Below are 13,218 nucleotides of genomic sequence, written 5' to 3'. Positions count from 1 at the left end.
GTCTGTTTTTTAACTTTATGAATTAGCACAGACAAGTTACATTCACAGTAGGCCAGGCGCGTGTGCAAGTGCCTGCCAAACCCGTGCAAATGAATACCAACCATACCTATCGGTAAAAATGGACAATAACAGCGATCAATATTACCTGTCGCGGGCACTCGAACAAATAGAAACACTATTTAATCGGGGGGCCAGTGATAACTGGACAACGTACGATTTTGAAAAGCTGTCAGATGCAATTTTCGATCGTACCCAGGTACGCCTGAGCGTCACCACCCTCAAACGTATTTGGGGAAAACTGAAGTATGACAGCGCGCCTACCCTCACCACGCTGAACACGCTGGCCCAATTTGCCGGTTTTGTTGATTGGCGGGACTTCAAACAGAATGAAGACCGGCCCGTTCCAGGTCCTGAAACTAATACTGTAAATCCTACCCGGTCACAGCGAAATGTAAAGCGCCTGAGTATTACGTTGGCTGGCGCCCTGGTTTTGATCGCCGGGGTGTATTTTTTGTTTCTTGCCGCACGTCATAAGCAAAGACAATACGATCCCGGTCAATTTGAATTCACCACCAACAAAATGATCAGTGAGGGGGTGCCCAATTCCGTAATATTTCATTACACGGCTAAAGTAAAGCCAGATTCTTTATTTATAGTACAAACCTGGGATATCCGTCGCAAGACCCTGGTATCAGCAGATAAGCATAACCATTCGGCTATTTACTATTATCCAGGCTTTTTTAGAACTAAACTGATTGCCGATGGTCAGGTTATGAAAAAGCATGATGTCTGGATCACCTCAAAAGGATGGCTGTGCCTGCTGGAGAAAGAGCCTATTCCTGTATATTTCAAAAAGGAGTTGTGTGAGAAGAATGGTATTGTTGAGGTAAATGACAGTCTGTTGACGCCATACCGAAGTGCATCAACAGATGCAAAGGTGCGTTTTTTCAATCAGCGCGATCTTGGCGATTTAATGAACGACAATTTTACTTTCGAGACAATGGTGAAAAACGACTTTGATGATGGGTCCAATGCCTGCCATTATGCTCAGGTGCTTATTCAGTGCAAGGATGACATCATTATCATTCCACTGGCCGCAAAATCCTGTGTGGGCAACCTGAATTTTTACTTCTGTGGGGCTGGCGCGGAAAGTAAATTCGCCGACCTGTCTGGTTTTGGCTGTGATCTTACCCAATGGACCAGGCTTCGGGTAGAAACGGTTAATAAAATGGCTACGATCTATGTAAATAACAAGAAGGCATATACTGTAAAGTTTCCAAATGATCCAACGGGCATTGTTGGGGTGCAATACAGGTTTAATGGCGCCGCAGCCGTGAAGGAAACGCGGTTTACCTCAAGAGAAAAGGTGTGGGAGATGGATTAATAGTTAGTTGGGTTTAATTCCTCGAGGAACGCATCCCAGCTATTTAAATGAACCTTCAATGCATATTCATTATTAAGCTTGTTGATTTCATTTGTAATTGTTTCAAGACCTGCTGCCCTGGCTAATTTATACATGTCAATTCGCATCAGAATATCCTTTGTAAAGATCCTTTTTGCATCTTTAAAAGTGATTGATTTTAAAAAATGGAATGCGTAAGATGAGTTCAGGAGGCAATAACTGTATGCGGCAAATTCAACATTATCAAAGCCGATGAAATAGCAGGTATCGTCCAGCATCACTGATTTATCATTTTGCGGCGTGATAAGTGTAAAGTGGAAGGTCTTGTACAGACCGGAAATTGCTACCTTATATGTTTTGAATGAATAATCGCCGATTCCAAAGATTGAAAAAGCTGGTTTTCCTTTATAAATGCTGGACTTTCTGGCGTCAAATTTTTCTTTATTTGAATTGAGGTAGTTAAATATTCCTGGATAGCTGGTTTCAATATATGAAGTGTCCTGTCCTGGTTTCTTTTGCGTAACAATAGTATACTTTCTGGTTTTATTTATGACTGAACTTTTCAGATCGGAGCTTTTTAAAAGTCCATACACCAGGTCTTCTTCCAGAACCACTTTTTCATTATTGCTATTGAAATAATGTCCATTTATTTTGTCCAGCTCCATAATTGCCGAACAGTCATGCTTCAGGCCCTGTCTCCAAATAAATTGACAAGCGCCATCGATAATACAGGTATGTATATATTCGTCTAAATTGGAGACGAATTTATCGCCCAGCCATCCAAACTTTAATTGTTCCTGTTGTGGATTGTACAAGTCATATTCTGTACAAACATACTCAGGTGCTGAGTTTGTTTTACATGCAAAAAGAGCAGCGTCAACTGCAGCGTTAAATTCCTTTTTGCTATCAATTTTATATTGCTCAATAGTTTGGATGCTGTAGTTGTTTTTTCTTTGATCGTATAGGATGTTTTTGATAACAGAACTTTTAACCAGTAATGCTAAATATCCATTGTTGTGCCGAAATGAATTTAACATCATTAAACTGATGTTCTCGGCAAGATCAAAGTTTCCCTTCCCGGTTATTGCATCCAGGCCCTGGTGTTTTTTGAAATTCACTTTTTCAGGAAGGTTGCTGGAATTTAGTGTACTCAGTTTTGCGTTGGTAATCCATGGCGGATTGCCTATTATTAAAATCTGTTTGCTCTGATGGCTATTGGCGATTGTTGAAAAGTCAAAATCAAAAACATTGCAATGGTGTATAATTATCTCAGGGATGGTTCGGCCAGGACTGTTTAAGAAAAAGTCGAGAATTTTAAATTGGGTTTCATAAATATACGGCTTGTAAATTTCAACAGCATGAACAAATTGAATAGTTTCAAATTGGTGTAAAGCTGTTAATATGAAATTTCCAACACCACAGGTTGGTTCAACGACCACATCAGGTGAAACGGTCTTATTCTTTATGAGTGAAACGGCTGCTAAGGCAAGTTCAAAATTGGTTTGAAAGTCGCCGTATTCACTTCTGTCAGGCTCATCATTTTCTTGGTGGGTTACCAGGCTGTTACTTAACTGATGAAGCTCTTCTTCCGTTTTAATAAAATCTATTATGCCACAGGCATTCTGGATAATATCGTTAGCTAAGGAAAGTGGAATTCCCCGTGTGATTTCACATTCCAGGAAACTTAAAACCGTTTCAGAAATATTCGCCCCAAAAAACTTCATCCTTATTGTAGTTTAATATAGGCCTTAAAAGCAATGAGGCAAAATACAAAAAAAAGAGCCACACTTTCAACGTGTGGCTTTCCTGTTGTTATTGTAACCATTCGTTTATAACTGATGTATCATAATGGGCCAAAGCTGAAGGATGAAGTTGATTATTATTTATGTTTCCTGCTTTATCAATCAAAAACGTCCGGGGAAGGGGATCTGCCAGATAGTCTTTGCATATTTTGAGGTTGGTCCCTCCCTTTGCTATTACATTCACACCGTCAATTTGCAGGTCGCTCACCTTTTTTTGCCATTTATCGGCATCTTCTTCAATACATATGTTCAGGAAGACAATGTTTTTGTCTTTATACTTTTCTTTGATGACGGAGCCATACTTCGTAAAATCACCGATACAGGCTTCGCTGGTTGTAGACCAGAAATTAAGGTAAACCCATTTACCCTTAAAATCAGCAAGGGAAACTTTGTTGCCGGTCATATCTTCCAGGGTGAAATCAGGAGCCTGGTTGCCGTTCTTAAGCCGGCCATATTCCACATCCATGTCTTTTATTCTTTCTTTAATAGCGGCATTTTGACAAAGAGGTTTGTAGTCGTCAGATATCCGGAGGGCGTCTGCAAATGCCCCGTTCCGGTACATATCTCTAATGTGGTTCATGCTTAGCCAGTCCTTGATCACCGGCACCTGAACATCTGCAATGAGTGTTTGGTATCGTGGTTGATAATTAACTGGATTATTAAGACGGATACTATCTGCGTTTAAAGTTTTTAGAGGGAGTGGATCTATATTCTTATAATTTAATAGAAAAGTGCGGTAGTAGTCTGACGCGTAAAACAGCGATTCGTTCATGGCAAGGTACTCCTTGTCTGAAGGGATAAAGGAAGCGAATTTGTTGTAAAGGTCTTTTCCAATTATTTTTTCATTCGCCTTTAGCGTACAAATGGGGTTATACCATAGCCAATACGTGAGATGCCGGTAGTAGATTTCAAGAATTATTTCTTTAATACTGGGTGAGGGCTGAGTGATTCGTTGCAGGAAGTCTTTTAACTGCTGGTTGTAAATAACATTCAGTAAACTGTCTGATTTTTTTTCAGCGGCAGCGCTAATTTCCTCAAGGCGGCCATCGAACAGGGCGGCATTGTCAATCTGTGCTGTTATTTCTCTTTTTCGTTGGGGATTACTGGCTGTGAGGGTGTAGGTTAAAAGCGACTCGTCCAGTGTCAGATCTATGGTGTCACCTGGCACCACAGGAAAACGCATGTCCTGGTTTGAATAGGTAATATTAACGTTGTTTCCGGTTTTTAGGGGAAGTTCCGCTTTAAAGAAGCCGGAATCGCTCACTAATACGGAGTCTTTCCTGCAATCCAGGTAACCGTCTACTGAAACAACAATGAAATCATTTGCAGGGTGAAGGACTATTCCTTTAATAACTGTAATGGTTTGGGCAAATCCAAAGAACTTAAATAGCAGCAATCCGCCAAGGAGCAGAAGGCGTTTGGTCTTAAACATTTTCAATCAATTTTAGGGGCGACGAATTAAAATCAGATAAATATCTATAAAAAATATAGATTATACCAGAAAATAATCGTTTTTGAAACACTTAAGATAAAAAAGTCAACCAGGATGGAGCAGGATAGACTATTAAAAACCAACTCATTAGGTAGGGTACTTTCTGTATTTGACCGTAGGTTCTTGATTCACAAGTGGTAAGAGCAGCTAATCAAGGCTATTTAAGAAATATTAGATGAATTATACTTTCGATTGTACAATGAAGTCATATTCATGTTCAGTAAAATAAATTGGACACTTTGCCCATTTCAATTTCTTTTGTTTAGCTATTACATGCGCTGCGTGCATCAACTCCATAAATCGGGCTATGATAATTTGCTCGCACCAATCCCCGGCATCCGATTTCTTTTTATTGCTCTTAAGTGATTTCTTAAACGCTTTTTGCAGTTTATTAAAGCCTTCCAGTATAAATATTTCTTTACTGGTTGCTTCCATATCGCAAAGCCATTCCATGTCTTCCAGGTCGAGGCCGCCGTCCCTGGTATAAACAAAAGCATCAATGTACCATCGATCGGTATTAATGTCAAATTCGTTCATCTCGAAATAAAAGCACTTTACTTTAAATTTCTTTGCTGCACGGTCAAAAAAGTCCTGTACCCATTTGGCAACATCAGGCGCATGATCGATAAACGATTTTCCTATTACTTCATGAAATGGGGTGGCAGGCAGTTTTTGCAGATTGGTTTCTGCTATTATAATGGCTTTCGAAAAATCCAGTTTGGTAAGATGCTTGTTTATCTTTTTAGCGAATGCAGTGTTCATTGCTTTAAGTTTATTTGTTGATTAAGGATTCTCTTATCTTCCGGTGGACCAACCTAAAGGTGCTCGAGCGGAACGCTAAAGATAAAGCCCGTTTATTACAACCGTTCACTTATGAAGAGTTTGAAAAGGACTTTATACTAAATAATCCTTTTTTTCACCAGCGAAAGTCTATCAAGGCGAACCTGGTACCGGTTACTTACGAATTTAATATAGCTGAGTATGAAAACCGGTTCCCCATTTTCAAGCTACCAGCGCCGGAATATGGAACGATACTGGCCACGTTTCTATATTATATTAAAAAACTCCTTTCCGAACACCGTATCCGAACCGCTGCCAATTATCAGACGACCTATACCACTATTTCACGTTTTCGGGGGAGCGTCCGGTTTACTGAAATTGACGTGGCTTTCTTAAAGCAGTTGGAAGCCTGGATGATGGATCAGGAATATTCCAAAACGACAGTAGGAATTTATACCCGGTGTTTGCATACCATGTTTAATGAGGCCATCTTCCAGGGTATTATTAATAGAGACAAATGTTACTTTTTCGGTAGACGCAAGTATCAACCACCCACATCCCGGAACATAAAAAAGGCGTTAACCCTGGAAGACGTTGGCAAGATCTATTATTATGAGCCGGGTTACCTGGAAGAACGCAAAGCCAAAGATTTTTGGCTTTTCTCTTACTTAGCCAATGGTATCAATCCCACAGACATTGCTCACTTGAAATACAAAAACATTGATGGCGAGTATATCACCTTTGAAAGAGCGAAAACGGAGAACTCCACCCGTTCTGCTCCCAAACCTATTACGGTTTACATAACAGAGGATATGCAGCAGATCATTGACTTTTGGAGCACCAACGACAAACGCCCAGGCAACTATATATTCCCTATCCTGCAGCACGATATAACGCCACTGCGCCAGGTTGAATTGATAGAATTGTTTGTGCAGGCTCTTAATGACTGGATGCGTAAGATCAGAAAGAAACTGGGCATAGAAAAGGCGATAACCACCTACGTTGCCCGGCATACATTTTCGACCATCATGAAACGGTCAGGGGTAAGTACCGAATTTATTCAGGAATCATTAGGCCATACAAGCATTAAGACGACTGAAAACTACCTGGACAGTTTTGAGAAGACGGTGAAGAAGGAGTATTCGCAGAAAATGGTGGCGTTTAAAAAGGATGCGGCAGGAAATGGCCAAGTTCATGAACAATCGTGAACCAATTTTAAGGAACCCAGATTATATGTAAATGCATATAATTCAGCTCTTTTCAAGGGTATTATATGCTATTGCATATAGAGGATTGTTATGACGAAAATCCGGCAATTGGACGATATTTCGGTCATTTTTGCTAATTTTGACTGAAATATCGGTCAAATTAGTGAAAAGTAAGAAAACCATATTGTTACCTACCGCCGAAAAAGTATTAAAAGAATTAGGCGAAAATATAAAGCTAGCCCGTAAACGTCGCCGGTTAACAACCACACAGGTTGCGGAGCGAGCAGGTATTGCCCGGTCAACCCTTCAATTGATTGAAAAGGGCACGCCAGGAGTTGCGATGAGTGCATACCTGCAAGTGTTATTTGTGCTGGGTCTAGAAAAAGACTTGCTTTTGGTTGCGGCTAATGATCCATTAGGAAGAAAGTTACAGGATGCTGGATTGCTTTCGGGCGGTGGAAAATCTTAAACAATGTCAAAATCAACACACCATAATAAACAAATACTGGTATACGCTGACTGGATTGATCTCAGCGGTACTATTTTAATGGGAGCATTGCAAGCCGAACAGGTGCGGGGCAAGGAAGTCTTTTCTTTTTCCTATACCAAAGAATGGTTAGAAAAAGGACCAGCTTTGATAATAGATCCCGACCTAGGCCTATATTCCGGCCCTCAGTATAGCCGTGATGATAAACCAAACTTTGGCCTTTTCATGGATTCTTCGCCAGATCGTTGGGGAAGGGTTTTAATGGAGCGAAGAGAAGCGTTTGCAGCCAGGCAGGAAAAAGGAAGACCAAGGCCTTTAATGGAAAGTGATTTTTTATTAGGTGTATTTGATCAATACAGGATGGGCGGGCTTAGATTCAAATTAAAGGACGATGGGCCGTTTCTGGATGCCAATGAAGCTATGGTGGCACCTCCCATGACATCGCTCCGTACGCTTGAAGAGGCAAGTCTTCAACTGGAAAGGGACGATGCAATGGAAGACCCATCATTTGCTAAATGGCTGAACCTATTAATTTCTCCGGGGTCATCATTGGGCGGTGCAAGGCCAAAGGCAAGTGTAGTTGACCCAAATGGAGAACTTTGGATTGCCAAATTTCCAAGCCGTAAAGATGACCGTGATATTGGAGGATGGGAAACTGTTGTCAATGAACTTGCTATAAAATCCGGTTTATCTGTAGCGGAAGGGAAAACGAGAAAGTTCACCCAGGACTACCATACTTTCCTCACCAAACGTTTTGACCGAATAGGTAAAGGCCGTATACACTTCGCTTCTGCTATGACATTGCTTGGTCATACCGATGGTGCAGATGGTGCGGCTGGTGAATCTTATCTTCACCTGGCGGAATATATTATGCGCTATGGCGCACAGCCGGATGCTGATTTGGAAGAACTATGGAGAAGGATTGTATTCAATATCTGTGTAAGCAATAGCGATGACCACCTGCGTAATCATGGATTTTTATTAACACCTCAGGGATGGATGCTTTCGCCTGCTTTTGATATTAATCCAATTCCGTTGTCTACCGGCTTAAGTCTAAATATTACTGAACACAGTAATGAGCTGGATCTTGATCTTGCCAGGGAGGTAGCTCTGAAATTTCGTTTGGATAGGGTGAAAAGGGAGGAAATCATTAATAGGGTTACCAAAGCTGTTAGTCACTGGAAAGAAGTGGCCGGGAGGATAGGGATTTCGCGGGGAGAAATTCAAGGAATGAAGACTGCATTTGCTGGTGCTTTAATACGATAATTAAAACAGGTTTGGAAAACGCCACTGTCAGATAAGTATAATATTAATCACCTGAACCAACTGGCGAAACTTTTAAAATGCTCTCCGTGATTTTATACTGGAGAAGCCGCTTTAGCAATAAAACCATTAATTACATAGTATAGAAACTCTTCCTTATTTAAATATGTCTGAGAAAAAGGAAAATACTTTCTTTCCAAAGGAGATTTTCGAAACTAAAATAGGGCTGGAAATGAATAAGGACATTTTGTACAGTCTTTATAAGTCTGGCGTTACTCCAGAAGCAAGTCTACCAATTGAATTCTTTTTCATGAGCGATCACGAAGAAAAGATCAAGCGGCTTTATGAGTTTTTAATAGCAGAATTTCCGGATTACATTGATCTTGAAATCCGGCCCAAGAATGACAATTATGAGTTGTCTGGTAAAACATCGCCAATCAAAATGGATTTATCTTCAATTAACGCCTGGAATCAACAAATGTGGGATTTGGGTTATCAGTATGATTGTATGGTAGATGGGATGGCATATAATGGATCAGATTGAAAAATTGGGGGATTTAGAAGAGCCTTCCCACGCCGGATATGCAGGCCAAATGCTTCACTCCCTGTTCTCAGTACCCCACTATATTCACAGCCTGATATAAGTCATCAATATTTCTTAATAAGTCATCAATTTCGAACTTTGATGCGTAAGTAGCGAACTTTGACGCGTAAGTAACCAACCTTTTACTGTAGATCTTAAACTTTTGCGCCAATGTTTAAAAGTAAAGGCTCCAGGTTCGCTACTTGTGCTCTGAAGTTGTGCAAATAGCCTCAAATTCGCAACAAATGCCATAATGTTCAGCGTTAATGAGTCATAGTCAGTTGGAAATGCGGTATAATAAGCAACTTATGTCGAAAAGTTCGCAACAATGGCAGAAGTTCGCAACTTTTGCCCGAACGTTTACAACAAGATTAGAAAAATCAGTCATTCTATGGAAGAAGTATGGAATTTTTGCTGAAAAGTTCGCAACAACAAAATTTGCACATACCTATTCAAATCCCCCGATTTTTTCACTTGATCCTCGGGATGCTCTCAACCAACTGAGCTAAATATCTTTAATTGATTCATTAGTAATTCTATCTTCTTACGACTTTTTCCATGCCTTAATTTCACGCTCACGTTGGTAAGCGGCCGATTTGGCAAATTACTGGCAAAAATGCAAAAAGGTCGCCGAAGCGACCTTTTAAGTGATTGTATTTCAGCTCCCCTAACCGGACAATTCTTGAACCAATTAGCTGAAGATTTACAGGCTTTTGCAGACCTGCCGGACGTGACAAATTGACCGAAATCTCTCTTAAAATTGATATGCGGAGATTAAGCGCCCCATTTCTCCGCACAAATTGTGTAGAATAGGGTCTATCTATCCGGTGACTTTACTGGAATGTCTGGATTTTATATAAATCGGACATTCCAGCTATCTATTGAATTTTCAGTAAAAAGTTTGCGGACAAAACACCAAAAAAAAGAGTGTCGACAAAGAAAAAATTAATTCCCGCGAAAATATAAGACTAACTACTCGGCTACCTATAGGTGCAAACACTTATATAAATAACAAAAAAGATTTTTTTAAAAAAGCCTTTGCTTGGGCACTAAAATAAGTAACCAGGTTAGTGAGTAACCCTATTATTAATCCAACCAATATTTCAGGTAAGTGCTCCAGATGATAGAATTGAGGTCTGAAGATAAGTTATTTTTATAATGTAATTGAAAGTAGGCTTATAAAAATAAATGGAATGGTTGCCCTGAAAAAATTCTCTGAGATTGGATGGGAGATCTTACTTCTTAACCTTAGTCAAGAAAAGAGACACTTGAAGCCGGAATATACCTATGATTACAATATAGGGTTGTGGAAGTTGAAAAAATGCAATATTTTCAGAAGCTATATACCCCTAACCTACAACCTATCGGCAATATATGACCAAATCCTCTGCTACCACCAATGCAGGAGTGCATGGATCAACAGGTTTTGAATTTCAGAAGCACTGTGCTTTGTGGCTTTTATTTGAAAATTACACAGAGATAAGTGGTAAAAAGTACTTTATTTGTATTGAGCATCATGATGACTTCTTATTTTGTTTTCTTGATGACGCAGGCCTAATTGTGAATATTGAGGCTTTTCAGGCAAAAAAGGCTTCTTCGGCCTGGAGTAATGGCGTTGTATTATCAGCGATTTTAAAAAAACTCACCCAAACGGGGCTTGATTTACTTAATGACACCCACCCCAAGCAATCCAACTATTTACACACACTCAGTTTTGTGACTAACGATTCAATTTCGTTAAACTGTGGGAGTAGAAAAACACAGGACCGCAAAACACTGTCTATTAATGAAAGCAATCATTTGGTTACATATGATAGTATTGATGACGCATTAAAGCAGAATATCCTAAAGGGCTTAAGTAAAGAACAAGTGACTGCTTCTAATCAAATACGGGAGTTAGACAAATTATCGTTTTTCTTTATAGACCTGCCTAAAACGAACAAGGCCCAAAAGGATACACTGGCTGGTCAAATATCAAGAACGTTTGGTGATAGGGTTGCCGATCCTAAGGCTGCACTAGACACGTTATTATTACTTTTTAGAAATATTGAATATGTCTTAAATAGCGGAAACACTGCACGTTTGATGGATAAGACAAAACGTGTTGAAGGTGCTGAAATTGCAAAAGCAATGCAAATCATTACCTTGAAAGCAAAGGCTTACGAGCTATGGCGCAAACAAGGTGATAATCTTGCTATTAAATTGCAAATTGGAGTTTTTGACCAGAAAAAATTTGAATTTCAATTTCAAAGCAGCTTTGATTTCTTCAAAGACTTATCCCAGGCAGAACATATCAAGCTGAGAAATTATGTTCAGCAGAATAAAAATAGATGGGCTTCATTTTTGAATGATGCCGAAAGTATCCACCATATTTATGAACGCTTCATAAATGAGAATAACACTCTACTGAACGATTTTGATTGTAAGGCTGCCATTTGTGCGGCTTATGTTGAACTTAAAGGATAATATGAACACGCACCTTAAATACCAAAGCCTTTTAGCTTACTCCGATAAACTGTCAAAATGCTTTTTTACGCATTTTGGCGACGGCGTAAATATTGTTCACGGACGAAACACCTCTGGAAAGAGTACTCTGTTTCTATCTCTACTTTATACTTTTGGAATAAATGATGGAAACAATTATCTAGCTGATATTCTAAAAGAGAAAACAATATTTAGGCTTGATTGCATTTTAAGGAGAGAAAACATTGATGAAAAGCTTATTATAATTAGGGATGATGACACGATTTATATAAAAGTGGGCGCTGGACTTATAAAAAGATTTAGCGGCATAAATGGCAATAGAGCGGTTGAACATACTAAAGTAAAAACATTTATTAGTGAATTATTTGAGTTTAACCTTTTGCTGGAAAGCAAAAATGAATACAAACCAGCTTCTATAGAAACAATATTTCTGCCTTATTATATATCTCAATCTGTTGGATGGGTTTATCTCAGAAAATCATTTAGTGGTCTAGAGTTCTATAAAAACTTTAAAGAAGATTATCTTGATTTCTATTTGGGTCTTGAGTCGTCGACAGAAAGGGTTAAGCGACATGAGCTTGAGGCAAAGTTGAAAACCAAATTATCCGAAATTTCTTCTTTGGAGAAATTGGCTACAAAGAATGACGATATCCAGCTTACAAAATGGAGCGATGAAAAGTTTATAGACGACTCAAAAAATTATATTCAAGACTATGCAAAAAATTATGACGCTTTAACTCAAGAGGAAAATGAGTATGTCTTGAAGTGTAATGAATTAGGATTTCTATTAGAGCGCAAGAAAGTGCTTTTACGAGTTTCTCGTAATCAAAAAGAACAAAAACCTGAAATAGGTGTTTGCCCGACATGTACACAATCTCTTCCATTGGGGATTTCGGAAGCGTATAAGTTTTTTCAAGAGGAAAATGACACAAATAGCGAACTGGAAATAGTCAAAGAAAAAATCAGAGATATTCAATCAAAAATAAATTCACTACAGATTTCAATAAAAGTAAAACGAGATAATATCTCTAAAGACTATTCTACATTAAATAAATACGTCCATAACGAAGTTACATTTGAGAAGTGGCTTAAGAATAAAGCAAACACGGAACTGCTTGCAAACTTAAGTAATAAAATTGGCGAGTTAACATTGAACGCCTCAGAGATAAAAGAGGATCTTAAAAAGTATAAGTCTGATCAAGAGATTGCAAAGACGAGAGTGGCGCAAACCAATGTGTTTTCGACCATTTTTCAGCAATACTTATCTCAATTAGGCATAAAAAAATTGATTGAAGATCGCCATACTAAAATTTATGAAATTAATACATTTCCCTCGCAAGGAGTAGAGCTTCATAAAACAGTAATGGCCTACCATTTTGCCTTTAACAGAGTCATAAGCGATACCGCTGATATACACAGATTGCCATTTATGCTTGATGCCATCTTTAAGGAAGATTTAGATGAAGAAAATCGAAGTGTCATTTTAGATTTTATTTCAAAAAACAAACCAAAAGATACACAAACCATTTTGTCTATAGCCCAAACTAAAAACCAGAAAAGTAATGCAGCTAAATATAATAAAGACCACTTCCAAAATAATGCAAAGCTCATTCAAATCGGGGATGGAATATCAGAACGATGTTTCCTTAACGATGATGTTAAGAAATATGACGACATCATTAACGATACAAACGAGTTAATGTTGAGCTCTAATTAA

Annotated in this window: 10 protein-coding genes; 7 read left to right on the top strand and 3 right to left on the bottom strand. The window is 38.9% G+C overall.

Translation table 11 applies throughout. The features are described from left to right. The first annotated feature begins 118 nt into the window (after window positions 1–118). A complete protein-coding gene (locus NIAKO_RS30270) occupies window positions 119–1,384 on the top strand; it encodes a hypothetical protein (protein WP_014222285.1) in 1,266 nt (421 codons plus the stop codon). On the opposite strand, the gene NIAKO_RS30265 is transcribed toward NIAKO_RS30270, so the two are convergent. The 3 genes from NIAKO_RS30265 to NIAKO_RS30255 all read right to left on the bottom strand — a co-directional run bounded on the left by NIAKO_RS30265 (window position 1,381) and on the right by NIAKO_RS30255 (window position 5,458). Continuing rightward, window positions 1,381–3,126 carry a modification methylase NspV gene (locus tag NIAKO_RS30265; protein WP_014222284.1) on the bottom strand — a complete coding sequence of 582 codons (1,746 nt, stop codon included), beginning with the start codon at window positions 3,124–3,126 and terminating at the stop codon, window positions 1,381–1,383. The genes NIAKO_RS30270 and NIAKO_RS30265 overlap by 4 nt on opposite strands. Before the next feature lie 88 nt (window positions 3,127–3,214). After that, entirely contained in the window at window positions 3,215–4,636 is a 1,422-nt protein-coding gene (locus NIAKO_RS30260; protein WP_014222283.1) for a TlpA family protein disulfide reductase, read from the bottom strand. A 240-nt stretch (window positions 4,637–4,876) separates the two neighbouring features. Further along, on the bottom strand, window positions 4,877–5,458 hold the full coding sequence (locus NIAKO_RS30255) for a hypothetical protein (RefSeq protein ID WP_014222282.1): 582 nt from the start codon (window positions 5,456–5,458) through the stop codon (window positions 4,877–4,879). Between the two features lie 17 nt (window positions 5,459–5,475). Between NIAKO_RS30255 and NIAKO_RS30250 the strand changes: the two genes are divergently transcribed. From NIAKO_RS30250 to NIAKO_RS30220, 6 genes are all read left to right on the top strand, one after another. Continuing rightward, on the top strand, window positions 5,476–6,684 hold the full coding sequence (locus tag NIAKO_RS30250) for a tyrosine-type recombinase/integrase (protein WP_049815640.1): 1,209 nt from the start codon (window positions 5,476–5,478) through the stop codon (window positions 6,682–6,684). A gap of 163 nt (window positions 6,685–6,847) precedes the next feature. Then, window positions 6,848–7,153 carry a helix-turn-helix domain-containing protein gene (locus NIAKO_RS30245; RefSeq protein WP_041347488.1) on the top strand — a complete coding sequence of 102 codons (306 nt, stop codon included), beginning with the start codon at window positions 6,848–6,850 and terminating at the stop codon, window positions 7,151–7,153. 3 nt (window positions 7,154–7,156) lie between these two features. Next, window positions 7,157–8,437 (top strand): type II toxin-antitoxin system HipA family toxin, encoded by a 1,281-nt coding sequence (locus NIAKO_RS30240; protein WP_014222279.1) that lies wholly within the window; start codon window positions 7,157–7,159, stop codon window positions 8,435–8,437. A gap of 163 nt (window positions 8,438–8,600) precedes the next feature. Continuing rightward, window positions 8,601–8,978 carry a ribonuclease E inhibitor RraB gene (locus tag NIAKO_RS30235; protein WP_014222278.1) on the top strand — a complete coding sequence of 126 codons (378 nt, stop codon included), beginning with the start codon at window positions 8,601–8,603 and terminating at the stop codon, window positions 8,976–8,978. Between the two features lie 1,413 nt (window positions 8,979–10,391). Next, window positions 10,392–11,483, top strand: a complete 1,092-nt coding sequence (locus NIAKO_RS30225; protein WP_014222275.1) for a dsDNA nuclease domain-containing protein — start codon at window positions 10,392–10,394, stop codon at window positions 11,481–11,483. A 1-nt stretch (window position 11,484) separates the two neighbouring features. After that, on the top strand, window positions 11,485–13,218 hold the full coding sequence (locus NIAKO_RS30220; RefSeq protein ID WP_014222274.1) for a P-loop NTPase family protein: 1,734 nt from the start codon (window positions 11,485–11,487) through the stop codon (window positions 13,216–13,218).

Source organism: Niastella koreensis GR20-10, from assembly GCF_000246855.1.
In the GTDB taxonomy this organism is placed as follows: Bacteria; Bacteroidota; Bacteroidia; order Chitinophagales; family Chitinophagaceae; genus Niastella; species Niastella koreensis.
The sequence above is the reverse complement of the archived record's forward strand: the minus strand, read 5'-3'. Positions and strand labels throughout refer to the sequence as shown.

Bases quoted from the DNA above. Each gene is read 5' to 3' on its own strand.
- NIAKO_RS30255 (WP_014222282.1), bottom strand. From the start codon at position 5,458: ATGAACACTGCATTCGCTAAAAAGATAAACAAGCATCTTACCAAACTG.
- NIAKO_RS30270 (WP_014222285.1), top strand. From the start codon at position 119: ATGGACAATAACAGCGATCAATATTACCTGTCGCGGGCACTCGAACAA.
- NIAKO_RS30235 (WP_014222278.1), top strand. From the start codon at position 8,601: ATGTCTGAGAAAAAGGAAAATACTTTCTTTCCAAAGGAGATTTTCGAA.
- NIAKO_RS30240 (WP_014222279.1), top strand. From the start codon at position 7,157: ATGTCAAAATCAACACACCATAATAAACAAATACTGGTATACGCTGAC.
- NIAKO_RS30260 (WP_014222283.1), bottom strand. From the start codon at position 4,636: ATGTTTAAGACCAAACGCCTTCTGCTCCTTGGCGGATTGCTGCTATTT.
- NIAKO_RS30220 (WP_014222274.1), top strand. From the start codon at position 11,485: ATGAACACGCACCTTAAATACCAAAGCCTTTTAGCTTACTCCGATAAA.
- NIAKO_RS30265 (WP_014222284.1), bottom strand. From the start codon at position 3,126: ATGAAGTTTTTTGGGGCGAATATTTCTGAAACGGTTTTAAGTTTCCTG.
- NIAKO_RS30225 (WP_014222275.1), top strand. From the start codon at position 10,392: ATGACCAAATCCTCTGCTACCACCAATGCAGGAGTGCATGGATCAACA.